This is a genomic window from Paenibacillus naphthalenovorans (assembly GCF_001465255.1).
Lineage (GTDB): Bacteria > Bacillota > Bacilli > Paenibacillales > NBRC-103111 > Paenibacillus_G > Paenibacillus_G naphthalenovorans.
In genome coordinates, this window is sequence record NZ_CP013652.1 from 2,670,318 (window position 1) to 2,692,839 (window position 22,522).

Here is a 22,522-nt window from a genome sequence, read left to right on the forward strand (position 1 = left end):
ACGTTTCCCTCCTTCTTTACAAATGTAAAAAAAGAAAGAGGCTCAATCTTGTGTTTGATCCAGCCTCCAGTGATCCAGTTAGCTATATTCTGTTATTTTGAAGCGTGAATCTTGTCATGTTTAAACACTTGCTTGCGGTATTCGCCAATAATGTCTTCCGGCAAGTCCGTTACCCGGATTCCCGTCAGCTGCTCGGCATCGGGCGCAACGTACAAGGCGTCAACAGGGCAATACGCTTCACACATAAAACATGTCTGACAGTCGTCTACACGCGCTATTGCGGGAACGCCGTCTGTCTTGCGATCGAATACATTCGTTGGACATACCGATACGCATATATTGCAGGAAATACAAGTTTCTTCGTTTAACACCTCAATCAAACCGCAGCAGCCTCCTTCTTCCCGGTTTTCAGGTATTCCCGGGACACTTCGATCTGATCGGTTCCCGAAGTAATCAAACGGTGAAGAGGAGTCGTTTCATCCAATTCGGGGTAATCCAGACGTTTATGCATACCGCGTGTTTCTTTTCGTTCCAACGCTGTCGTATACATCCATCTGCCCGTTGCGGCCATCGCTTCCGATTCTCTTGCCCGAACCCGATCGAGATTGTTTTGGACTCCTCCGATTCCGCGCTTGATTTCCGACCAAATGTGGTCGAGCCGACGCAAAGATTCGGTAAGCGTCTCTTCGGTCCGGAACAGGTTTTTGTCATACGGCAAAATTTCGTCTTGGACGGCCTTGACAATTTCACGGCTGTTCGCAACATCGGTTGAAGCGGAATATCCTTTCAAAGCTGCGCCGGATGCGCCGGTCAGATTCCGTTTGGCTTTGTTGGGGCCAAGCCGCTTCGCATACAACGCCGCACCTTCCCCGGCCCAATACCCGGAAGAAATGGCCCAGGCGGCGTTATAGCTGCCTCCTCCCGTAAATCCTCCGCACAGCAACTCACGCGTAGCGGCGTCTCCGGCAGCATAAAGTCCCGGCACTTTCGTTCCACAGGATTCGTCCGTCAGATGGATGCCTCCCGTGCCCCGCACCGTCCCTTCCAGGCGCAATATGACCGGAAACAAATCGCGGAACGGATCGATGCCCTTGCGGCGGAACGGGAGGAAGAAATTGGGCTGCGCTTTCGGCATCCATTCCTTCATGTATTCCTCCACCTGATCCAAACGCGCATAAACCGGTTGATTGAGCAGGGTTTTCGCGATCAGGGAGCGTCCTTTTTGGGAGCCTGCGCCTTCAATCACTGTGCCGTCTTCATAGTAGAATGTCGCATAATTGAAAAACCGGCCTTTCGTAACGCTGCTGAACGCGGGAGATAATGAATAGTGATTGGAGAATTCCATCCCGGATAAATCGGCTCCGCTCTCGGCGGCCAATAAGTAACTGTCGCCGGTCAGCACGTTGCACCCGAGAGCCTTGCTCAAGAAGGCGCAGCCGCCGGCGGCAATCACAACGGCTCCCGCGCGAATGGTCCAATCCCGATCTTTCTGGGTCTGTGTGCCTCTGGCGCCTCCGACGCCATGCTCGTCTACGATCAATTCCAATGCGGGACTATGATCGAGGATACGAACGCCGGCACGTTTGACCAGCTTTCGCATCAGCCGCATGTATTCAGGGCCCTGCAATTGGCTTCGATAAGCATATCCTTCATATACGGCGGGGAACGGATACCCTAGGTCCGCTAAACGATTCACATTCTCATATGTACGATGCATGATGCGATGCGACCACTCATCATCGGATAAATATCCTCCTAATGCTTCTCTCGCCGTTCTCGCCTGCTCGCGAAGCTTGGGTTCGGGATTGACATATAATACGCTTGTTCCCGAAGGAGCCGTTGCGCCGCTTGTGCCGCAATACCCCTTATCGACCAGCACCACATCCGCTCCTCTTTCCGCGGCTGTCAGCGCCGCCCACGTTCCGGCGGGACCGCCGCCGATGACCAGTACATCCGTATCCAGCTTCAGTTCTTCTCTGTTACCCATCTTTCATACCTCCTGTGATTTGAAAGTATTTCGCAGGTCCGAGCGTTTTGTCGACAGATCTTTTTCAACAGGTCATTAACTCCCGGGGTTATGCAAGCGATTCCGGTTCTCCCCTTTCAACCATCATGAAGTTGGGGCTTTAACGGTAACAGCCAGCTGCAAAAAACGATGGGTTTCTTCAACCGCTTGGTCCAGTTGTGATGAAGACCCTTGGTAAGGATCCGCGACTCCAAAGGTATGATCTCCGCCGGCGATATCGATAAATTTCTGATGGGGGGCCGCAGCTTTCAGTTCTTTATTTCGCTGGAGCAATCTCTCATTGTCCGCATCGCCCTGTACCACAAGAGCCGGAATACGCAATTCTTTAAAATGCTTCACAATGTCGAAACGTTCAGTATTCAACGATACATCCTCATTCACAGCTTTCTCAATCAAGGTTTGGGAAGAGCCGTTTGCACCATTGGACCGAACAGGTCCGGAACCGCCGTTCCAAACAATGACTGCGCGAACATCCGGTTGCTCGGAGGCGAGTATAATGCTGCTTCCTCCCGAACGGCTGTGTCCCAACAAGCTCACACGGCTGCGATCCGCTTCGCCTGCCAATGGCAGCTTTGCTTCAAGCACATTCGACAGAACCGCATTTAAATCATGAAGTTCTTGAGTGATAGTGCTGGCCTCGGCCAGTTTCTCCTCCTCAACTTGAAGATGACGGGCTGCAATCCGGATAAAATCAAAATTCACCGTGTAATAACCCAGTTCCGCAAAACGACTCGCAACATCCGGCCAAAACCCCCAATTCCGATGTCCCCGAAACCCGTGGCTGACAATCAAGACCGGCTTCCCGGAGCCATCGATCTGCGTGCGTACCTCACCCTTCAAGGGCAGGCCATTGGCTTGTTGGATACTGAAGCTTTCGACTGCAATTTCTTTTCCCATAAAATCATCTCCTCACTCAGAATCGTTTGTCGCTTGCATCCTTCTATGGAGTCATTTGCCCGACTAAACAAAAAGAGGCTTGTTTAACTTCAACGTTCGTTGAATTAAACAAACCTCTAATAGTATAGTCGGTTATAAACCTGATTAATTAAAGCGAATTACTTTGTTTTCTCACTTTATCATGGGATATTTATGCTGTCAACCCTAAGCAATTGGACTGAATAGTAGACATAGAAGTACGCGGACACCGTTATACCGGATTCCCCAACATAAGCGAAATGGCCTGCCCGAAACCCCTGAGACAAACTCATATCGATTAGCCCATGGCATGCTAAGATGCTAGGTTGTCCGCTTCAATCGATTGTGCGTCCACCGTGTGCGACTTCACGTCGACGGCCTTCGGGATGATCCCCTTGCCGAAAACGTAGTCCGCAATACCCTGCCACCGGTCGCGGATCGTGTCATCGACCGAATCGACCGGGATAACGCCTTCTTTCGCTTGTTGGCGGGCGACTTGCTCGGAAACGTTTTGAATATTCTGGATCAGTTTTGTCGTTTGATCAAGGTTTTTGGCGGATAAATTTACTTCCTCGCGCAGACCCTCGAAGAACTCCCGCACCAAATGCGGATGTTCATTCAGAAATGCGGTTCGCACAACGTAAATCACATCATTTTGCGTATCGATCACTGACGCCGGGATCACGAGCTGGGCACCGTGCTGCTCCTTCGCAAGCGACGTGAATGCTCCCCATGTGGCCCACGCATCCACTTTTCCGGCTCCGAACGCCGGGCCGGCTTCGGTTGGAGGAAGATACACAAACTCAACGTCGTCGGGTTGGAGCCCTGCTTTGTCTATGGCCTTAAAAAGCAGGTATTCACCTGTTCCGCCGCGATTCACGGCTACCTTCTTGCCCTTGAGATCGGACGGACCGCGGATACCCGATTCCGGCCTCGCAACGATACCGGTATTATTGGTGTCACTTTCCTGCCGAGCGAAGATCTTAAAATCTGAGGTACCGCCTACGAGAGAACTGATTCCCGCTGTAATGGATCCAACGGTGATGTCGATTGATCCAGCGGTCAAAGCTTCGATTGCGGGTGCAAACGCGGGGAAGCTTCCCGACCTTTCGAGCTTAGCACCAGCGGCTTCTATCCGTTTCTCAAGAGGGCCTTCCTTTTGCGCCAGGTTCATCGGATCCGCACCGCGCAGGATGCCAACACGGACGGTAACATCACTTTTTTGCGCGGGTTCCGCTTGGTTGCCGCATGCCGCTAAACCTGCGGCCATGGCTAATGAGAGCAAAATCGCACTAACTTTCCGCATCGGGTCACTTCCTTAGAGAGATAAAATAGCTGTTTACGGAATGCTTTGGTTCCAAGTAAAAACGGTATCGCGCTGGGCTTCCACGTTCCTGGCCAACCCGGTATCATAGGTTACCGGAAGGTGAGGCAGGATGAGTTCCGCAACGCGGTAAGCTTCCTCAAGCAGCGGGATACCTGAAAAGATGAATGTCGAGATGCCGGCATCCCGGTACTCCTGGATTCGCGCAAGGACGGTCTGTGGACTGCCGACGATGGCCGTGCCTGGTCCGGGTCTTACAAGACTGAGACCAGCCCACAAGTCCGGATAGATTTCGAGCTCTCGTGCATCGTCCGGAATGCGGCCGTTATGGAATTTGAGCATGCGCTGCTGGCCCACGGAATCCGTGCCGCGAAGCAGAGCCTGCGTGTGCCTCACCGTGGCTTCGTCCATGGTGCCCAAAAGCCGGTTTGCTTCCTCCCAAGCCTCCTCATCGGTGTCCCGAACGATAAGATAGAGTCGAATCCCGTAGCGGAGAGTGCGGCCATGCTTAGCGGCAAGCGCTGAAAGATCTCTAATCTTCTCTGCGACTTGGGTAGGGGGCTCACCCCAGCTTAAATAGGTGTCTATGTGCTTTGCCGCGGTTTCATGCGCCGCCTGCGACGAACCGCCGAACCAAAGGGGCGGCGTCGGCATCTGCACCGGTTTAAGCTGCAATGCCTGTCCCTCCGCGGTAATATACTTGCCATGAAAGTCCAGCCTCTCGCCTGCAACTGCCTTGCGCCACACGGTAATCCATTCATCGGTGTACGCGTAGCGCTCGTCATGCTCAAGCGTTGAACCGTATGCACGCATCTGTGTTGAGTTGCCGTTAATAATGTTCAATAATACTCGCCCCTGCGAGAGCTCATCGAACGTCTGTGTCATTTTTGCCGCAAGCACCGGAGAAATAAGCGGCGGGGAAATGGCGATCAAAAATCGCATCCGCTCCGTGCTCGTAATAAGCGATGAACCGAGCACCCAGGTGTCGTGCGGCCCCGTTGCGAGCAAAGCGCCGGTGTAGCCCAAATGATCTATGGCGGAAGCGATTTGCCGCAGATATGGCAGGTCAATTTTCCGCGCACCGTTCGGCGTCCACGGATTACGCCCGTCAGGTGCGGTGAGGTACCATAATACTTCCACCCCATCCTTGTGTGCCGTCATGTCGTCACCCTCCTAAGCGCAGCCGTGGGTGCTAAAACCGCATCTGCAACCGTAATCGGCCGGGAGAGGAGGCCTTGACGGGCAAAGAGATCAGCTACACGCTGCTGCTCGGAGACAAAATCCTGACTGACAGGGTGAAGACCCCATGGCCGCCGCCGGAGCGCGTCCTCCCAAGCATCGATAGAAGGCCAATCGGGCAGGTCGCGGGCAAAAATCTCGGCAGCCTCACGATGATGCTCCCGAACCCATGCATCCGAACGCTGCAATGCACTGACGACCGCGTCGAGGATCTCCGGCCTGTTCGTTGCAAAGTCACGACTGGCGAACCATACAGATCGGTGAGAAATAAAGGGGGCGACAGGGAGAAGCGTGCGAACCGCACCGTCACGCTGAAGTGCTGCAAGCTGCGGATCGTTTCCAATCCATGCCTCGACCTCCCCGGCCACCAGCGCATCATCCCCTCCGCGACTCAGATCGATCCGCTCGATGTCTTTGTAGGCTAAACCATGTTGATCGAGCGCGGTGATGAGAAAACTGGTCTGCCACGAGCCTTCGGCAAGGGCAACACGCCGGCCTTTCAGGTCCGCAATCGAGTTCACAGGCGAGTCGGTACGAACAACAAGCGCTCCGCTTGCGGGGCGCGGTTCCGAGATGGCGACATAAACCAGGTCAATGCCGGAAGCTTGCCCGGTTAACGGCGGAGTAGCACCCGTGCCGCCGAAATCGATCTCTCCCGCCGCCAGTTTTTGAGGGGTTCCCGCCCCGTCTTCATAATCAACCCAGGCGACCGCTGCGCCATGCTCCTGGAGAATGCCCTCTAAAATGCCTGTGCGGCGCAGCACGAACAGTGAATGGTTATTCGGATGCACGCCGATCTTAACGTCGGCGCCAGCAATGTTAGTCATGATTGGACACTCCTTCATAGTAATTTTTTTCTGCGGCGGCCAACGGTCCGGCGTGGACCCACTCCCGGACGTTGAAATCACCAGCAAGGAAACCGTGTTCGAATAGAAATTTACGTTGGGCGTCAAGAGCAGCGAGCAAGTTCTCATGCAGTGCGGGCCGAAGAGATCCGTTCCGATAAGCCGTCTCGACAAATTCAGGAGAAGCGCCCGTCTCGGCGGCAATGACCCGGGTTAGATCACCGCGATGATCGGCGGCCCAGTCGGCAGCGCGAAGCAGAGCTGTAAGAACGCGCTCAACGACACCAGAGTGCTCGATCAGTTCCGCATCGACCGTCACAGCTCGTGGCACACCGTTATTCACCCGCACAAGCGGGTCCGGGTGAAACCCGAGATCTGCGACCTCTCGTACATCCAACGTGCGGGCTGCCTGGAGACCGGTTGCGCCTTTTACAAAGATGGCATCGACCTCGCGGCGACGAAGCGCGTCGATCTCGGTGTCCCAGGAATCACGGCGGCCGGCGGAGGGAGCCTCAAGATCGACAGGTTCGACATCGTCAAGCGTGAGTCCGGCTAGCCACAGTGCGCTGTGGAACCCCCGAAGTGCCTGCGCTGCCCGGAAGTCGATCTCTAAATAACGGTGACGGGGGATACCGATACGGCGTCCTCGCAAATCGGCAGGTCCGGAAATATTGGCGTCAGGGAGCGCAAGAATCGTCTGGTACTCATCGACCCAGACAAGAGCCACCAGCCGTGTGTCACGTCCCGTCGAGCGCGCCCACAGAGCCGGAATGTTGCCCCCTTCGCGGACGAGGAACGGAAGCGAGTGGTCAAAGTGTGCCCCGTGCATGGCAGCATCCTTTTCATCCTGCAGCACACTGGCAAGAATCCCCGCTTTCGCAAGCTCCTTTTGCAGAAATCCGCGGTCAAACGCAACGCTGCTTGCCGTCGGAACCGGACAGCGTGTAATCGATATACGTTCGACTGTCGTTTTTTTACTGGACATGACGTATCCTCCTTGAATTCTACTTGTATACAGATCCCAGTCATTGCACATCAACCGATCGGATCCGAACGAGCACATGCCCTACCTCTTTTCTGTCGGACACCTCCTTTCTTTTGGTCGCTTTCCACATGATTCAAATCGTCCCCAGTCCGAGAAATACCGAAAGAATACCAATGGATATATACCATCGGGCTTTTAGCCTCCTTATAAACCCCATCTTATATTTGCCGTTCCGAGGCAGTGGTTGCCGCATCCTTTTCGATTTTCATTCCGGCTAAAAAAATTAAACCTCGATGTCAGCAAATGTTTGCTGGCAACGAGGCCTCCATACGAATGGTTAGCAATCCTATATTTCTTATTTATATAGTTGGTATTATGATTATAATTATTGCTTGGAACTTCTGTCAATAAATTAGACAACCTCCCAGTATCAAGCATCCACTACCCCATTACCGGACACGGTTTGTTCGATTCCTTCTGAATAAGCACACCACAAAATTGTAAACAAATGCAGCGCACTTACCGATATATGAATCAGTAAAAACATTCCTGGTCTCTTTTCAGCAAAGGAGACCTTCAATTATCCAATTATTCTTTTGACAGCCATGAACATCCTATAGGAGGTAATTCAGTGCATCGTGGTTTCAAAACTAAATTGATGATGATCATGGGCTTTTTCAGTATTGTATTGACACTCAGTGTATCGTTAGTGAATCAACACCGCTGGAAGGATAATTTAATAACAAGCTACATGAGAGAGGTCTCTTTGGTTGAAGACATCATCGTCAACGCTGTCTCGGACGCCGACAAAGCATTTCAAATGCTGGACAGCGATATCGAGAAAAAGATGAGCGACTATTCAGACCGGCTGTTAAAAAAATACCGGGAAAACCCGAATGTAGAATCATGGGACTACCAAGCACTGAAAAATGAATTGGATGGGATGGACATCTATATCATAGATGATACGCAAACGATCCTATACAGCAGTTTTACCAAGGATATAGGATTGAATTTCAGAGAAAAAGACGGCACCTTGGGTCCATTCGCACAGCTCTTAAGAGAAAGGCTGAAAGGAAACCAATTCGTAGCGGACGGCCTGGATCAGGAAACCAATACGGGCAAATTAAAAAAATACAGCTACGTCCCCACGCATGACCATAAATATTTGATCGAACTTGGCTTGTACCAAGAAAATAATCCGATTTTCAAGAGCTTTAACTTCCTTGAAATCAGCAGTAAACTGAAAGAAAAATACAGCTATATCAATGACATCACTGTGTATACAACCTCGGGAAAAGCCATCGGCAAATCAGGCGAAGATGGAAAGTCGCTCCTGGTCGCCGACGAAAACAGGCCAATCTTCAACAAAGCGGTCCATGATAAAATAGTGCAAAAAGTAAAAAGAACGATACATGGCGATCCTGTCACTTATCGCTATGTCCCATATATCGTTCAATTTGAAACCGATGTGGCTAAGCATACGGATCAACGCATTATTGAAATTGTTTACAACGAAAAAGATTTAAAAAACAAACTAAAGCAAAATAATCAAATCTTCTTGCTTCAGCTATTTGCTACCATCGCCTGGGCCTTAATGATTTCCTACATTATTACAAGGCTGGTTGCAAGACCAATGTACCTGGCATCACATGATTTGCTAACGGGCCTTTCAAATCGCGCAGTTTTCGAAAATTCGCTTATGTCAAGCGTTGAAAAAAACAAGAAAAAAGGAAGAAAAACAGGGTTATTGCACATAGACCTTGATAATTTCAAAAAGATCAACGATACGCTTGGACACGAAGCGGGCGATTATTTTCTCAAAGAAGTGGGCAGGAGAATCCGCTCCGTTGTTAATGATCCGAACGATATCACGGCACGTCTTGGAGGAGACGAATTCGTGATCATCCTTAACCATGTAATGGATGAAAATGCAGCCTCGAAAGTTGCGCTTCAGATTATTCAAGAGTTAAAGCGCCCCATCGAAATTAAAGGGGCGGATGTCGTAAAAGAGTATAACATTACCGCATCTATCGGCATTGCTCTTGCTCCTGATCATGCTCAAGACTCGGACGAATTATATAACTGTGCAGATCAGGCGCTCTATCATGCAAAACGTACCGGCAAAAATACATTCAGCGTGTATAACAAAGCTTGAAAGCCTTATTTTTCATCCACATTGTGATAAACGCGCTGGACATCCTCCAGATCTTCAAGTGCATCGATCAGTTTCTCGAACTGCGCTAATTCGTCTGGTGCAAGATTCACGTAATTTTGCGCAAGCATGGTCAGTTCCGCCACGGTAAATTCCGTAATGCCCGCCTGCTTAAGCGCGGTTTGGACGGCATGAAACTGGTCCGGCTCGGCATAGATGATAATGGAATCATCTTCTTCTGTGATATCTCGAACGTCCACATCGGCATCCATTAATAACTCCAATACTTCGTCGGATGTTTTCCCTTCAACGCCGATAACCGCCGTCGGGCTAAACATATAAGATACAGAACCACTAACTCCCATGTTGCCGCCGTTCTTATTAAAAGCCGAGCGTACGTCCGCTGCAGTGCGGTTGACGTTATTCGTAAGCGTATCAACGATAATCATGGCGCCGCTCGGTCCGAATCCCTCATAACGGAGCTCCGAATAATTGTCCTCCGAGCTTCCTTTGGCCTTTTCGATGGCCCGGTCGATTATGGCTTTCGGCACATTGTATGTTTTGGCCCGCTCAAGCACGAATTTTAACGCTTGATTGGATTCCGGGTCGGGTTCCCCTTTTTTCGCCGCTACATAAATCTCTATTCCGAATTTGGCATAGACCCGGCTCGTGTTGGCATCCTTCGACGCTTTTTTCTCTTTAATATTATTCCACTTACGCCCCATGTTTTACCTGCTTTCTTTTTTGTACTTTATTCCAGCTTGCAGCAAAACAAGCCATACGGATTCTCTCTTCAATTATATTATATTAAATAAAACGATATCTGGACAAGCTCTCACATCGTGGAAACCCCATACCAATGAATGATTCCACCCGATGGCAGTCGGATATAAACCGTCCCCCGCACTTCTTGATATTGGAGGCCTTTAGGTAAAAAGTTAAAAATAGTTTACAAAATGTCAAAAATAAATTACCATATACACCAAAGGAGGCGATAAATCGAATATGCAGAAAAACGGCAGACTATATAATAAACTAAACGTGCTAAGAGCTGAAAAAAAGTGGACACAGCAAGATTTAGCCAAAAAAGTCGGAGTTTCGAGACAAACCATCGCTTCTATTGAAGCCAATCGCTATAATCCATCCCTGATTTTAGCCTTTGAGATTTCATTTGTTTTTGATAAAGAGCTGCAGGAAGTTTTTCAATACGAATTAGTCGAGGAGAAATCATGATGTTTACTCTTATCGGTATCATTTTATCTTTTATCGGACTTGCCGCGGTCATCTTTTCAGCGTATTTCATTAAAAAGGAAGGGGGAGACGAAAGAGGGGATAAAATATTGGGTATGGCAGGAATAGTCGTTTATTTTTCATTTTTGTTAGGCTATTTGGTTATTTTTATGATCAATACGATCGTGCCGCTAAATGGAGAACAATATACGTTTGCCTTCACTTGTTTATTTGCATTCGTTGTCGTGTCTTATGCTATGACGATAATAAGTTTGAAAAGACGGTATTAGCATATGGGAATTTGCGGCCAAGCCATTAAACCGGCCCGGCAAAAATCAGCGGGGGCGGGAGGAGGCCGCCTGTTAAAGCGGGGACCGTCGTTTGTCAAACTATAAACCGGTACCCGGATCCCCAGACCGTACCTATATATTGAGGCTTGGACGGGTTCTCCTCGATTTTCTCCCTGATCCGGGCGATGTGTACCGTAACCGTGGACGCATCGCCAAGCGCATCCATCCCCCAAATCCGTTCAAACAGCTCTTCCTTGCCAAATACCCGGTTGGCATTTTGCAGAAGAAACAGAAGCAGGTCGAATTCCTTATGAGCCAACGTTACTTCTTTCCCGTTCACAAAAACCCTTCTGGCCTCCTTCTGGATCTCCAGCCCCCTGACCCGGATCTTGCCGCCTTCGTCAACATGGCCGAACCGTTCTTTCATCCGTTCAAACTTGTTTAGATGAGCGTTAACCCGGGCCACCAGCTCGCCGGAGCTGAAGGGTTTTGTAATATAATCGTCCGCGCCAAGGCCAAAACCGTTAATTTTATAAATTTCCTCCGCCCTGGCCGATACCAGCAGCACGGGAATATCCTCCTTCTCGCGGATCGTTTTCAAAACCTCGAATCCATCCATCCCCGGCAGCATAATATCCAGAATGATGAGGTCAAACGTTTCCTCCTCCAGAGCTTTCAAACCGTCCGTTCCGCTATTGACGATCTTCACGGAAAAGCCGCTCAGCACCAGATAATCCTTTTGCAGATTGGCTATGCTTTGATCGTCCTCAACAATCAATATCTTTTTTTTCATCGTAACCTCCAAAAATGCTAATACTTTTTCAGAGATATCATCATGCGGGTTCCTTCTCCTACAGTGCTTCTGACCCAGATCTTTCCTTCATGGCCTTCCACAATTTGTTTGGCAATAGCCAGCCCAAGGCCGCTGCCGTCCACACTCTTTCTAGACGGATCCGCACGGTAAAATCGTTCAAAAATATGGGGAAGGTCAACCTCGGGTATTCCTTTTCCATTGTCTCTGATTTCTATGATAACGGATGTCCGGGTTTCCCTTAAAATAATATCCACCTGTCCGTTAACCTTTTCCATATACTTCCTAGAATTATCGAGAATGTTTTGAATGACCCTTTTCAACCTTTCCCTATCGATTAACACATAGACGGGCTCCTTCAATTCACTGATCAGCGCCAGTTTGATATTCGCCTTTTCATATTCATAGCGATGGTCAAACACGCAATCCTCGAAGTACTGCTCCAGATTTGTTTTTTCAAAATGATAAGGGATTTGGTTCAAATCCAGCTTGGAGTACAAAAGAAGATCGTCAATCATGGCGTTCACCAGCATCGCCTTTGATCGTGCCGTTTCCAGGTATTCCTCCATTTTGTCCGGTGTGTTGGCTACCCCGTCGATAATGCCTTCGATATATCCTTTAATGGAAGTCACAGGGGTCTTTAAGTCGTGAGAGATGCTGGATATCAAAAATTTCCTGTTTTCATCGTATTTCTGCTGCAGATAAACAGACTCCTTCAGCTTAATCCTCATGAACTCCAGCGTCCTGCACAGTTCCCTGACCTCTCCTTCGCCTTCCTCCGCAATCCCGAAGCTTAAATCGCCCTCACTAATTTTAACGGCGGCATCTCTCAGCCTGGCGATCGGTGTAATGATGCCGCGGGAGAACCGGTAGGAAACCCAAAAGTTCATGATCAAAAAAGAAAGAATAAAAAAGCTGACCGTAAAGATGCCGAGAAACAGGTAAAAGCCCGTTTTCAGCTTGATCGGCGCAAGCAGCAGCAAAACGCCCTTATCTCCCGATTGAAGGCTGTAGTCCGCTCTGGCAAACATATAGGTTTTGCCCTCCAGCTCCAAAGTATCAAGATTGGGCATATTATCGGATAACATCAAGCTTTTTTCAATGTCGATGGCATTAAACTTTTTTGTGGTATATACAACCTCTCTGTTTTTCAAAATAACGGCATTCGCCCCCAAAGCCTTAACCCGATCGGACAGCTCCTGCTGATAGGATTTATCAAGCAGTTGTTCGAACTCTAGGGTCTGCGCCCCCCTCTTGATCTCGCCGATCCCTGATCGGACTTCAAAGATCCTTTTGAAATCGTCGATATCCGCTTCCGGACCAAGCACTTTCGTATAAGCTGCAACGAATATGATGACAGCCAGAACGGTTAATGCAATGGAAACCAGCACGGTCAGCGCATTCATCATAAAAAAGCGTTTGGTTAATTGCATTTGGAGATACCTTTCTATATATCCTTGCGGTCAAACAAATAATAACCCGCTGTAAATAACATTATACCACAGCCCGACATGATCAGGATCTGGCGGAAAATTTTAAAACCGTTGACCGTTTCCGAAATCCAAAGCGTATACCAGTCAAACATGGAGGTAATAAAGAAACTCGAAAAATTGGAAAAAACGATGCCTAAAAAGTTAAACCCGATAAAAATAATGATTGAGAGAAAAAAAACCGCCAGTCCGCCCCGAAGGATATTGGACAGCAATACCACGAGAAGACCAAATACAAAAACAGGAAAAAACGTTGTGACATAAGACAAAACGACCCTTACGATTCCCGTCAGGCTGGCGGACGAAGGATTAAATATAAACCCGGCAAGCAAAGAAAGAATCATCACAAACAGCAGGTTTACAGCAATGAACACGGCTAAATTCAAAACCTTCGCGCTGAATACGCCGAATCTGGAAACGGGCCTGGTGAGCGTGATTTTCATTGTATTTGACGAAAATTCGCCGTTAAACATATCGATGGCCACAAAGGTTGCAAAAAGAGGCAGGATCGTATAAGAAAACATCGATAGAACCACCAAAGGAAATTCAGTGCTGCCTACAACTCTTAATCCAAGACCATGCTTAATTGCCGTAACGGCAACTTGTCCGATCACCACGGCAAGAATGGATAAAATGGCGGCCGCAATCATTTTTTTCTTTTTCAACAGCTTGACGGTTTCATTGATAAATGCAGCCTTAAACCCTGCCATTCCGGTCCACCTCGCTAACAAAATAATTTTCAAGTGACGAATAATTGGAAAGGATATTATGGGTATATTCCACATTGACCAGCTTTCCGCCGTAAACCACTCCGATCCGGGTGCAGGTCAGCTCGACATCATGGATCAGGTGGCTGGAAATAAAGAACGTGGTTCCTTCTTCCTCGGCAAGCCGCTTGATCATCCTCCGCATATCCAGCATACCCTCGACATCAAGTCCGTTTAAGGGCTCGTCCAATATTAACAACTTTGGCCTCGAAAGAATCGCTGCCGCTACCCCAAGCCTTTGTTTCATCCCAAGCGAGAACTTTCTCGATTTTTCATTTTTATATTTTAACATGCCGGTGATTTCAAGACATTCGTCGATTCTTTGCTGGTCCACCTGCGGATAAAACCTGGCAAACAGCTTCAGGTTTTCGTTTGCCGTTAAATAAGGATACGACTCCGCCGTCTCGATAATACACCCCACATGCTTCATCGCATTGACATAGTCCTCTACAATGCTGGCGCCGAAAATCTTCACGTCGCCGCGGTCCGGCTTCATGAGTCCCGCCATCATTTTCATAGCGGTCGTCTTCCCCGCGCCGTTTGGTCCCAAAAAACCGAAGATATCGCCTTGATCGACTTCCAAATTCAAATCGCTGATTCCCCGGCCGTTTTTATATACTTTGGTAAGGTCTGTGATTTCAATCGCTTTTGTCAAAGATAACATCCCCCAATACAAATGACATAGCTGTCCCTGAAGTGAAGTTCAAGTTCACTTCAGGGACAGCCTTTCGATTACTCTTCAAATACGCGGTCAAATTCCCCGTCGAAATACGGGTGACTTGCGTTGGATCTATACGAGTTTTCGTCCAGGATTTCTATGTTCAGGTCGAGATAAATTTTACCGGAGCTGCTCGGATGAAGCTGCCCGTTTTCCTGCTCGCCTTTGGAATTGGTATAAGTAAAGAAAGACATCGCCTTTGATTGGTCCGGATTATATTCAAAATTAAAGTTATATTTGTCAGGATAGTCGGACTCGAATCCGGGTTTCACGGTTTCGTAGTATTTGCCCGTCACTTTATTATTTTCCACGCTCGTGATTTCAAGGATTCTCTCGCCGATTTTCACGAATTTGCCGTTTTTCTCGAGGACGATGTTATTTTTATATTTCCCCACATGCTTGCTGCTAAATCCGCTGGAATGGCTCACTTTCTCGACGTTTGCGCCTGTCAGATCAGGCTTTGTAATTTTCGTATTTCCAATGTCGGATAGCTTGAGAACCACGTTCAGCGATAAATCATGCTGTACTCCGTTTTTGTCTTTCCCGGAGAGAAACACATCGCCCGTTACATTTTCCAATAATCCCGCTTTGTTTTCAACGGCCGTGCCCGAAATCTTTTTAACAAAAACATCGCTATCAATATCCGGCAGCTTCGAATTTTTATCCGCGCGGCTTTGGGAGCTGATAAACTGCTTTATACCGAAGGAAGAGACGGCATTGACTACGGCAGGCACCTGCGCCTCAGACAAGCTTCCCGAGTATACTCGTCCGCCCTCTGGTCTTTCTTCAGCCTGCACATAGTCCCTCAAATTGCCGACGATGGCGTCAACGATCTTTTCGACCTCCGGCGCCCCCTTCTCGTTAAACGGATTGGTAAACCTGTTCCCTATTTTCCTGTTGAGATCGTCGGGGTATTCCGTCACATAATATTTGTCTTCCGTTCCGCTTTTCCAAATCGAAAGCTTCTGGTCGGAATACGAATATTCCGTTGATGTTTCGCCATTTGATTTTTGAATCTTACCCGAGCTTTCAAAAACTTGCTTTTCATTATCGATTTTATTGAAGAGGGAAGCCTGAAGCAAGGTTTGATCGTTATCCTTCAGCGTGTACAGCGCCTCGATGGTGTAGTTGTTCAATCCCTTCTCCATCTGCGCCGCGGTATTTTTTATTGAACCTTTAAACCGGTCATAGCCTGAGCCAAGCGCCATATCGGCAAAGGCTGTGGAGATAAAGACACACGCTCCGATCGTAAATGAGAGGACAGTCATCGCATTTTTACTAAGTTTCATTTCGGATCTCCTTTATTTATCCTTTATTTCATCTTGGGGAAACGTTTCCTTACCTTTCATTATAATCGGGGCTTATTGAATCCTTCTAAAGAAACTATTAACAATTTATAAACTCATGCCGGTGCAAAATATATCAAACCGTAGGCGCTCGAGCGCACCCTGAACAAGATTCTGGAACGATTAGACGATACATGTCGATTTCAATGGATAAGACGTAAGTCTCCGAACTTGTAGCCAAACAAAAAAAAGCCACTGGCAGTGGCTGTAAATCACGAAAAATTGAACTTCAAGAAAGTACAGACTTTCCCCTTTATCCATCCTGTTCCCTTACAATTAACCCGAGCCATCCAAGGATAGACGGTATCTCCGTTTACTCTTGCCGCTGAGTTTCATCAGGAACTCATAAACGACAGGCACGATCAAAAGCAGCACGATAGCATTCGTGACTACGATACCGATCAGCATAAGCGCCCCCATCATGGCCGATACACTGAGCGTCTCCCCCGTGACGAAAAGTCCGACAAGACCACCGATAACCGTAAACGGGAGCGAGAACATAATCGCAACGGCGGCTGCCATCGCGAGACCCAGTTGGGTAAAGGTTTCGTTGATCTGTTCCGTAACGCCGCCGAATTTGACTTCAACGTCCGCCGGTTTCTCCAAGTCTTCGATTTTTGCCTCAAGATCGGAGGATGCCTTCGCTACATCTTTTGTGGTGATGTCGGCATTAATGTCGACGACCATCCTGCCTTCGTTGCGCGTGATGGTGTTCGGCGACTGAAATAAGCGATACGTACACCGGGTTATTATTTGTTAGCTGGGTGACATAAAGAAGAACAGCATAGTTTCGAATCCAAATTCCGACTGTAACAATACCCGTGAAAGAGTAATGGTTCGAACATAAGGATTGGAAAACAGCTTTAATACCCCATTTCCTTCAACATTCTTGATAACGTGCGCAGCCTTTCACCGATCAGCTCATCATCATCACTCAGGGCTTGACTGAACAGTTTGATATCTTCATTGATTTTTTCATTGTCCGTACAAACAGCCACAGTCATAGCATCCCCCTGCAGACCAACCCTGTCGATGACAGGATTATGCGGATCATATAGATGCTCGTATCTGTAGGCTTCGCGGAAATGCGCCAAGGAGCGGCAAATCAGAATAGACAGATCAAGAACGCGATGGAGAGGCAGCTCCTCGGATTGCCGCGACCATTTTTCCCCTGTATATCTCCATACTTTCGCAGAAATATCGACCTTTCCCCTATCGTTCCACTGAGCTAATCCCAAGGAAAGACCTTTCGCATCTGTATTTCCGGCAAGTCGACCGTCAACCTGCTCATAGTTTTCAGAAACGACAACAGGCTTATGTTTTAACGTAGTAGGAATTTTCATTTTGTTTCCTTCTTTCTGTTACTAAATTAGTTATTAACTGAATTACTAATTTATTGTATTTCATTTTTTATCTTTAGTCAATTCGGTATTCGGCTGTTACCAGTTATTTGGGCCAAAGGGGAAAAAAGCCCATGTATCAGGACATGAGCTTTCTCAGCAATAAATAGGAATCTTGGGATAAGGCATCGAACACAGCGGAATCAACCTGAGAAATGGACGCGCAACCGTAGTTTAACTCGATAAGCGCTTGGTAAGCGGAGAAAGGTGACTCGCTTTATCGATGGCGCTTTCTACCAGCTTTGTGGTGAGAATCCGCGCTTTGTAATCAACTTCATAACGCTTGCTTCTCAATTCGCGACAATATATAAGTGCAACATTAAAAGGAAGGGCAACCCCTTCCTTCACCGTTTCTGTTTATAAAACTCATGATACAGCTTCATCAATGCCCGCTTCTCGATCCGCGATACATAAGAACGCGATATGCCCAACTCCTTGGCAATTTCGCGCTGCGTACGTTCCTCTCCTCCCGCCTCGAGTCCGAAGCGGCCGACAACCACTTCCCGCTCCCGTTCATCCAATATATCGAGGTTTCGGTAAATTTTCGATTTTTCAATCTTCAACTGTACTTTATCCACGACATCATCGGTTTCTGTGCCAAGAATGTCAATCAATGTAATTTCATTCCCTTCCTTATCCGTACCGATCGGGTCATGAAGCGATACGTCTTTGCGGGTCTTTTTCAGCGAACGCAGATGCATCAGGATTTCATTCTCAATACACCTCGCTGCAAACGTAGCCAGCTTGGTCCCTTTGTCAGGACTGAAAGATTCGATCGCTTTAATCAATCCTATTGTCCCGATCGAGATTAAATCCTCCAGATCCTCTCCGGTGTTGTCAAATTTTTTGACAATGTGAGCCACGAGCCGCAGATTGTGCTCTATCAACAAATTGCGGGAATGCTGATTCCCTTCAGCCATTAATCGTAAATGCTTCTCTTCTTCATCTTCAGCGAGCGGTTGGGGAAACGCATTATTTTTAACGTACGAAACCAGCAACATTAACTCTTTAATAAACAAGGCAATTGCAGAAAAAAATCCAGGCACCTCAAGCCACCCCCATGATGAAAGTAGTACTATTCTATGTGGGCCGCAGCCTATCAGTGCCTGTACAGAACAAAAATACTATACCCATACTCCCTCAACTATAACTTTCCATCGCAGGTCCTGTCTGTGATGATATTACCCACTACTGCAATAGGATTTGCGGCCATTTCATAACACGATCGCGAACAACCGCATTTTAGAACGTCAGCCTTGCGGCCGTAATGATTGGCATAAGCACCGGCGTCAGTATAAGAACCGTAGAGGTCAAATCCATCGCCGTGCCTACCAAGAAAACGACCAGGTTGATGGCCATAAGCAGGAGCAATTTATTTTCCATCAACGGACCGAGCATGGCCGTCAGCTCGCCAGGTATGTTAGCTACGGTGATCAACCATGACGATACCATTGCCGCTGCTGCCAGAAACATAACGATACTGGTCATTTTGCCCGAGGCGACCAAGACATGAAACAAATTCTTCAATTTGAGTTCTCGGTACACGACGAGTCCGACGAACAATGCGTAAAACGCCGCTACGACCCCCGCTTCAGTGGGTGTGAATATGCCGAATTTCAGGCCGTCGATAATAATGGCTGGCAAAACAAGCGCCCATAGCGCCTTGACGGTCGCCGTCACAATTTCCTTCCTGATTTTTTGGGAAACACTTTAAAGTTCGATTTGCGGACGACCAAATACCAGGCAATGGTCAAACCGACGGCAAGCATGAAGCCGGGATTATTGTGATAATATCGAATCAAATGAGGGGTGTAATTATCAATGGCTATAGCACGTGAAGAAAAGATTCTGGAAATTCTGCAAAAAAACGGGACGGTTTCCGTGAATGAACTCATCGATATATTACAAGTTTCTCCGGCTACCGTCCGTCGTGATCTGGAGAGACTTGAGCAAAAAAACAAGCTCCGGCGGACTTATGGAGGAGCAATCGATATTCAATCCGTAGGCTACGAGCCTTCATATAGTATGCGTATAGGGGATTGCACTGTCGAAAAAAAAGCCATCGCGAAAGCAGTGACACAATTGATTCAGCCGCGTGAAATCGTGGCTTTGGACGCCGGGACAACAACCACTGAGGTAGCCAAGCTTTTAGTGAACATTCAACCCTTGACTGTCGTGACCCCATCGCTTACCATTTTTCAAATGTTTGGCGAAGCGGATCGTGAAGAAATAACCGTAATCTTGTCCGGGGGAATCCTGAGGAGTAAAACCCTTTCCCTGGTTGGGGATTTATGCGAAGAAGTGCTATTAAAATACCGCTGCGACAAAGCCATTATCGGATGCAACGCATTATCGCCGGAACTGGGGGCCATGAACACGAATTTGCTTGCACTGGGAGTGAAAAAATCGCTTGTCTCCATAAGCAAAAAGTTAATTGTGGTGGCCGATCATACCAAGATCGGACGTACGGCTCTGGCCACCTCTGCTTCAATTGAACAAATCGATACCCTGGTCACCGATTGGCAAACCCCTGCCCATCTGGTTGAGGAGTTTGTGAATAAAGGCATTCATGTCATCGTCGCCCAGCCATAATTCGGGGCCTGTGAACCTGATCGGAATCTCCGGTCGGGTTGTTTTAGGTTTCAGATACTGGGCCGGGAAATAAGTTTGAGCATGCGGAAAACGTCCGTAAAAATAAAAATACCGTCCCCGAGTGGTAATCAGGGACGTCTGTGCACTTGCTGTTTCGTCTTTCCTTCCGCCATTACACTCTATCAACCACAGTAATGCGCTCCGCCGCCAGAATTCTCGGCTGAGCTTTAGGAATTTGAGCCGGGTATCCGATGTGCAGATTGCCCAGCACCTTTTCTCCAGGCAAAATCCCCATCGTCTCGCGAAATACGGGGTGATGCAGCCAGCCGTATGTCTCCCATACCATGCCGATTCCCCGTTCCCAAGCCAGCAGGCTGAGGTTGTGAATAATACAGCTGGTCGAAGCGTAGTCTTCTTCCCTGACGACCAGATTCGGATCTTCCTTCATAATGACGGTCATGATCATCGGGATAGCCATGATTTTATTGTAAAACTTCTGACCGACCTCTTTTTTCAGGGCCGGGTCGGGCTCCCTGCTTTCCTTCATCGTCCGGACCGCTTCGGCCATCTTCCTGCGGCCCTCGCCGTAGGTCAGTATAAACCGCCAAGGCTGGGTCATATGATAATTGGGTACCCAGACGGCAGTGTCCATGAGCTCCATAATAAGCTCGGGCGGGACTTCCCGGTGTTCAAAAGCATGAATGGAACGGCGTTCCCTGATTAATCGCGCGAGCTCCATGAGTCCGCGACCTCCCTTCAAATGATAAATGGTTAAAGTTTGCCTCCAGGCTCCCCGCTCTCCGCTAAAGCGAACCGCAGCGCCCTATTGATCAGAGGCAGCAGTATGGTAATGTGCCCCTCGTCCTCCAGCTCCATGAATTGGAGCCGAATTCCCCGTCCAGAAAGAGGCTCTACCGTTTGAAACAGCTCCCTGGCATCCTGGATCATAAACGGCTTCTCCTTGCCGCCCACGGCCATCAACACCGCTGCCGGCAGGGCCTTGTCCTCCTGTCTTTCCGCCAAACGGCGTGCGGCGTCCAGCAAATACCGGTTGTTCCACCAGATGGACGGGCTGCCCGCCACATAGGTTTGGAACGTTTCCGGCCGGTTCAGCCACACATCCAGTGTAAAAAGCCCGCCAAGCGAATGGCCGAACAGGGTTTGCCGGTTCCTGTCAATCGGAAAGTCCCGTTCGATCGCCGGCTTCAGCTCATCCTCAATGAAAGACAGGAACGCATCGGCTCCTCCGGTTTCGGGCCAAGGGGACCCGTCGGGTCTGACCGGCAGCTTGGCGGAGGCGGGCTTCGTGTAATCGTAAAATCTTCTTGTTGAATCCAGCGGCTCATCCGTCGGATAGCCAATCCCGACAATGACGGCAGGGCCGAACCCGTGCGGCTTGCGGGATTGCAGCCTGACCGCTTCAGCCATCGTTCCGAATACGGCATTGGCGTCCAGCACGTAGATGACGGGAAACCCCTCGGGAGGCGCCTCATGCGCCGGTTTGAACACAAAAATCCGGTACTCCCGGTTCCCGTTCCGCGAATACATGACTCTCGCTTCCGAATGGACGATGGCATACGGCGGAACGGGTTCTAAAGCTGCTTTTTTATACGGCATGAAACAACCACCTCAACGCACTTGGAAATCGCCTGCAAAAATAGGAGTGTTCGTGTACAGCTCCTTCTTCTGTCACCAGCGTCAATCGTTCTTCGGAAAAGCCCTTTTGTCTCAAGATCGCATGCGCTTGTCCGGTTAGTGGAACCATGTCCTTTTGAACGGTCTGCTTGCCGACCCCTTCCAGGCTTCCTACATCCATATAGATTTTCATTTTGCCGTGGTCCATCGCATGCGTTCGCATATAGTCTACAAACCCTTCGAACCAGTACGAGCCGGAGATGGAACCGATTTTGCCGAACACGCCGGGGTACAGGTAAGCCGCATACATCGAGATCAGCCCGCCGAGCGATTTGCCTATGACGGCTGTATGCTCCGGGTCCGCGGCTGTTCTGTACGAGGCGTCCATGTATGGCTTCAGCTTGTTGGCGAGAAAAGAGAGGTACTCGCCGCCCTTCCCGCCGAAATCGCCGTAATTGTATGGTGTGGAAAGGGCCTTCGCAAACCAGGGCGTATATTCGTCCATCCGGTTTTTGGATTCCACCCCGACCAGGATCACCTCCAACAGCGACCCATCCGCAAACATGCGTTCCAGCTCATAGAGGGCTTCACTCTTGGCCGGATCAAACACATCGCCGAGATCATGCACATAGACTACGGGATACTTTTTCGAGTCCGTTTCATAGGTTTGGGGAAGGTAGATCAGGAGTTCCCTGCCCTCGAATTTTTCCCGAACGATCTTGCCCTTCATTGCCCGCTCTCCCTTCTTTATATC

The 22,522-nt window shown here is 48.8% G+C and carries 22 protein-coding genes and 3 pseudogenes; 4 read left to right on the forward strand and 21 right to left on the reverse strand.

The features are described from left to right. Positions 1 to 92: 92 nt before the first annotated feature. The 7 genes from IJ22_RS13235 to IJ22_RS13265 all read right to left on the reverse strand — a co-directional run bounded on the left by IJ22_RS13235 (position 93) and on the right by IJ22_RS13265 (position 7,334). The gene (locus tag IJ22_RS13235; RefSeq protein ID WP_235594348.1) at positions 93 to 371 is read right to left on the reverse strand and encodes a 4Fe-4S dicluster domain-containing protein; all 279 of its coding nucleotides are present in this window, start codon (positions 369 to 371) and stop codon (positions 93 to 95) included. Positions 372 to 376: 5 nt separating this feature from the next. Next, positions 377 to 1,987, reverse strand: coding sequence for an FAD-dependent oxidoreductase (locus IJ22_RS13240; RefSeq protein WP_062409157.1), 1,611 nt, complete (start codon positions 1,985 to 1,987; stop codon positions 377 to 379). A gap of 123 nt (positions 1,988 to 2,110) precedes the next feature. After that, positions 2,111 to 2,923 (reverse strand): alpha/beta hydrolase family protein, encoded by an 813-nt coding sequence (locus IJ22_RS13245; protein ID WP_062409158.1) that lies wholly within the window; start codon positions 2,921 to 2,923, stop codon positions 2,111 to 2,113. A gap of 331 nt (positions 2,924 to 3,254) precedes the next feature. Next, a complete protein-coding gene (locus IJ22_RS13250; protein ID WP_062409159.1) occupies positions 3,255 to 4,247 on the reverse strand; it encodes an ABC transporter substrate-binding protein in 993 nt (330 codons plus the stop codon). 33 nt (positions 4,248 to 4,280) lie between these two features. Next, on the reverse strand, positions 4,281 to 5,426 hold the full coding sequence (locus IJ22_RS13255) for an LLM class flavin-dependent oxidoreductase (RefSeq protein ID WP_062409160.1): 1,146 nt from the start codon (positions 5,424 to 5,426) through the stop codon (positions 4,281 to 4,283). After that, complete coding sequence (locus IJ22_RS13260; RefSeq protein ID WP_062409161.1) at positions 5,423 to 6,331, reverse strand: aliphatic sulfonate ABC transporter substrate-binding protein; 909 nt, start codon at positions 6,329 to 6,331, stop codon at positions 5,423 to 5,425. The genes IJ22_RS13255 and IJ22_RS13260 overlap by 4 nt, the downstream gene beginning before the upstream one ends. Then, on the reverse strand, positions 6,324 to 7,334 hold the full coding sequence (locus IJ22_RS13265; protein WP_062409162.1) for an ABC transporter substrate-binding protein: 1,011 nt from the start codon (positions 7,332 to 7,334) through the stop codon (positions 6,324 to 6,326). The genes IJ22_RS13260 and IJ22_RS13265 overlap by 8 nt, the downstream gene beginning before the upstream one ends. 631 nt (positions 7,335 to 7,965) lie before the next feature. On the opposite strand from IJ22_RS13265, the gene IJ22_RS13270 reads away from it, so the two are divergent. Next, positions 7,966 to 9,492: a GGDEF domain-containing protein gene (locus IJ22_RS13270; RefSeq protein WP_062409163.1), complete on the forward strand. Its 1,527-nt coding sequence runs from the start codon at positions 7,966 to 7,968 to the stop codon at positions 9,490 to 9,492. A 5-nt stretch (positions 9,493 to 9,497) separates the two neighbouring features. Here the strand turns inward: IJ22_RS13270 and IJ22_RS13275 are convergent, their stop codons facing one another. Then, positions 9,498 to 10,214, reverse strand: a complete 717-nt coding sequence (locus tag IJ22_RS13275) for a YebC/PmpR family DNA-binding transcriptional regulator (RefSeq protein ID WP_062409164.1) — start codon at positions 10,212 to 10,214, stop codon at positions 9,498 to 9,500. A 280-nt stretch (positions 10,215 to 10,494) separates the two neighbouring features. Between IJ22_RS13275 and IJ22_RS13280 the strand changes: the two genes are divergently transcribed. Both IJ22_RS13280 and IJ22_RS13285 read left to right on the forward strand, forming a co-directional pair. After that, positions 10,495 to 10,722 carry a helix-turn-helix transcriptional regulator gene (locus IJ22_RS13280; RefSeq protein WP_062409165.1) on the forward strand — a complete coding sequence of 76 codons (228 nt, stop codon included), beginning with the start codon at positions 10,495 to 10,497 and terminating at the stop codon, positions 10,720 to 10,722. Beyond that, on the forward strand, positions 10,719 to 11,009 hold the full coding sequence (locus IJ22_RS13285) for a DUF2178 domain-containing protein (protein WP_235594124.1): 291 nt from the start codon (positions 10,719 to 10,721) through the stop codon (positions 11,007 to 11,009). The genes IJ22_RS13280 and IJ22_RS13285 overlap by 4 nt, the downstream gene beginning before the upstream one ends. 94 nt (positions 11,010 to 11,103) lie before the next feature. Here the strand turns inward: IJ22_RS13285 and IJ22_RS13290 are convergent, their stop codons facing one another. The 10 genes and pseudogenes from IJ22_RS13290 to IJ22_RS13330 form a co-directional block, all read right to left on the reverse strand. Then, a complete protein-coding gene (locus IJ22_RS13290) occupies positions 11,104 to 11,802 on the reverse strand; it encodes a response regulator transcription factor (RefSeq protein ID WP_054819368.1) in 699 nt (232 codons plus the stop codon). Between the two features lie 17 nt (positions 11,803 to 11,819). Then, positions 11,820 to 13,253: a sensor histidine kinase gene (locus tag IJ22_RS13295; RefSeq protein ID WP_062409167.1), complete on the reverse strand. Its 1,434-nt coding sequence runs from the start codon at positions 13,251 to 13,253 to the stop codon at positions 11,820 to 11,822. Between the two features lie 14 nt (positions 13,254 to 13,267). Next, the gene (locus tag IJ22_RS13300) at positions 13,268 to 14,020 is read right to left on the reverse strand and encodes an ABC transporter permease (protein WP_062409168.1); all 753 of its coding nucleotides are present in this window, start codon (positions 14,018 to 14,020) and stop codon (positions 13,268 to 13,270) included. Next, on the reverse strand, positions 14,007 to 14,732 hold the full coding sequence (locus tag IJ22_RS13305; RefSeq protein WP_062409169.1) for an ABC transporter ATP-binding protein: 726 nt from the start codon (positions 14,730 to 14,732) through the stop codon (positions 14,007 to 14,009). The genes IJ22_RS13300 and IJ22_RS13305 overlap by 14 nt, the downstream gene beginning before the upstream one ends. Positions 14,733 to 14,809: 77 nt before the next feature. Further along, on the reverse strand, positions 14,810 to 16,084 hold the full coding sequence (locus IJ22_RS13310) for a hypothetical protein (protein ID WP_062409170.1): 1,275 nt from the start codon (positions 16,082 to 16,084) through the stop codon (positions 14,810 to 14,812). Between the two features lie 423 nt (positions 16,085 to 16,507). Next, positions 16,508 to 16,861: pseudogene (locus IJ22_RS13315) on the reverse strand (efflux RND transporter permease subunit); the annotation flags it as partial. Further along, positions 16,854 to 17,002 (reverse strand): annotated as a pseudogene (locus IJ22_RS26765) (MFS transporter); the annotation flags it as partial. The pseudogenes IJ22_RS13315 and IJ22_RS26765, both read right to left, overlap by 8 nt. A 2-nt stretch (positions 17,003 to 17,004) precedes the next feature. After that, the gene (locus IJ22_RS13320) at positions 17,005 to 17,484 is read right to left on the reverse strand and encodes a DUF6530 family protein (RefSeq protein WP_054819366.1); all 480 of its coding nucleotides are present in this window, start codon (positions 17,482 to 17,484) and stop codon (positions 17,005 to 17,007) included. A 401-nt stretch (positions 17,485 to 17,885) separates the two neighbouring features. After that, positions 17,886 to 18,587, reverse strand: coding sequence for an RNA polymerase sporulation sigma factor SigK (gene sigK / locus IJ22_RS13325; RefSeq protein ID WP_062409172.1), 702 nt, complete (start codon positions 18,585 to 18,587; stop codon positions 17,886 to 17,888). 211 nt (positions 18,588 to 18,798) lie between these two features. Continuing rightward, positions 18,799 to 19,319: pseudogene (locus IJ22_RS13330) on the reverse strand (TRAP transporter large permease subunit); the annotation flags it as partial. Between the two features lie 43 nt (positions 19,320 to 19,362). On the opposite strand from IJ22_RS13330, the gene IJ22_RS13335 reads away from it, so the two are divergent. After that, positions 19,363 to 20,133, forward strand: coding sequence for a DeoR/GlpR family DNA-binding transcription regulator (locus IJ22_RS13335; RefSeq protein WP_062409174.1), 771 nt, complete (start codon positions 19,363 to 19,365; stop codon positions 20,131 to 20,133). Between the two features lie 172 nt (positions 20,134 to 20,305). Here IJ22_RS13335 and IJ22_RS13340 read toward each other — a convergent pair whose 3' ends face one another. From IJ22_RS13340 to IJ22_RS13350, 3 genes are read right to left on the reverse strand one after another with little or no spacing between them, the layout of a single operon-like run. Then, positions 20,306 to 20,872 (reverse strand): nitroreductase family protein, encoded by a 567-nt coding sequence (locus tag IJ22_RS13340; RefSeq protein ID WP_062409175.1) that lies wholly within the window; start codon positions 20,870 to 20,872, stop codon positions 20,306 to 20,308. A 32-nt stretch (positions 20,873 to 20,904) separates the two neighbouring features. Next, positions 20,905 to 21,750 (reverse strand): alpha/beta hydrolase, encoded by an 846-nt coding sequence (locus tag IJ22_RS13345; protein ID WP_062409176.1) that lies wholly within the window; start codon positions 21,748 to 21,750, stop codon positions 20,905 to 20,907. Further along, a complete protein-coding gene (locus tag IJ22_RS13350) occupies positions 21,740 to 22,498 on the reverse strand; it encodes an alpha/beta hydrolase (RefSeq protein ID WP_062409177.1) in 759 nt (252 codons plus the stop codon). The genes IJ22_RS13345 and IJ22_RS13350 overlap by 11 nt, the downstream gene beginning before the upstream one ends. Positions 22,499 to 22,522: the final 24 nt, after the last annotated feature.

Bases quoted from the DNA above. Each gene is read 5' to 3' on its own strand.
- IJ22_RS13240 (WP_062409157.1), bottom strand. From the start codon at position 1,987: ATGGGTAACAGAGAAGAACTGAAGCTGGATACGGATGTACTGGTCATC.
- IJ22_RS13245 (WP_062409158.1), bottom strand. From the start codon at position 2,923: ATGGGAAAAGAAATTGCAGTCGAAAGCTTCAGTATCCAACAAGCCAAT.
- IJ22_RS13250 (WP_062409159.1), bottom strand. From the start codon at position 4,247: ATGCGGAAAGTTAGTGCGATTTTGCTCTCATTAGCCATGGCCGCAGGT.
- IJ22_RS13255 (WP_062409160.1), bottom strand. From the start codon at position 5,426: ATGACGGCACACAAGGATGGGGTGGAAGTATTATGGTACCTCACCGCA.
- IJ22_RS13260 (WP_062409161.1), bottom strand. From the start codon at position 6,331: ATGACTAACATTGCTGGCGCCGACGTTAAGATCGGCGTGCATCCGAAT.
- IJ22_RS13265 (WP_062409162.1), bottom strand. From the start codon at position 7,334: ATGTCCAGTAAAAAAACGACAGTCGAACGTATATCGATTACACGCTGT.
- IJ22_RS13275 (WP_062409164.1), bottom strand. From the start codon at position 10,214: ATGGGGCGTAAGTGGAATAATATTAAAGAGAAAAAAGCGTCGAAGGAT.
- IJ22_RS13280 (WP_062409165.1), top strand. From the start codon at position 10,495: ATGCAGAAAAACGGCAGACTATATAATAAACTAAACGTGCTAAGAGCT.
- IJ22_RS13285 (WP_235594124.1), top strand. From the start codon at position 10,719: ATGATGTTTACTCTTATCGGTATCATTTTATCTTTTATCGGACTTGCC.
- IJ22_RS13290 (WP_054819368.1), bottom strand. From the start codon at position 11,802: ATGAAAAAAAAGATATTGATTGTTGAGGACGATCAAAGCATAGCCAAT.
- IJ22_RS13295 (WP_062409167.1), bottom strand. From the start codon at position 13,253: ATGCAATTAACCAAACGCTTTTTTATGATGAATGCGCTGACCGTGCTG.
- IJ22_RS13300 (WP_062409168.1), bottom strand. From the start codon at position 14,020: ATGGCAGGGTTTAAGGCTGCATTTATCAATGAAACCGTCAAGCTGTTG.
- IJ22_RS13310 (WP_062409170.1), bottom strand. From the start codon at position 16,084: ATGAAACTTAGTAAAAATGCGATGACTGTCCTCTCATTTACGATCGGA.
- IJ22_RS13320 (WP_054819366.1), bottom strand. From the start codon at position 17,484: ATGAAAATTCCTACTACGTTAAAACATAAGCCTGTTGTCGTTTCTGAA.
- IJ22_RS13335 (WP_062409174.1), top strand. From the start codon at position 19,363: ATGGCTATAGCACGTGAAGAAAAGATTCTGGAAATTCTGCAAAAAAAC.
- IJ22_RS13340 (WP_062409175.1), bottom strand. From the start codon at position 20,872: ATGGAGCTCGCGCGATTAATCAGGGAACGCCGTTCCATTCATGCTTTT.
- IJ22_RS13345 (WP_062409176.1), bottom strand. From the start codon at position 21,750: ATGCCGTATAAAAAAGCAGCTTTAGAACCCGTTCCGCCGTATGCCATC.
- IJ22_RS13350 (WP_062409177.1), bottom strand. From the start codon at position 22,498: ATGAAGGGCAAGATCGTTCGGGAAAAATTCGAGGGCAGGGAACTCCTG.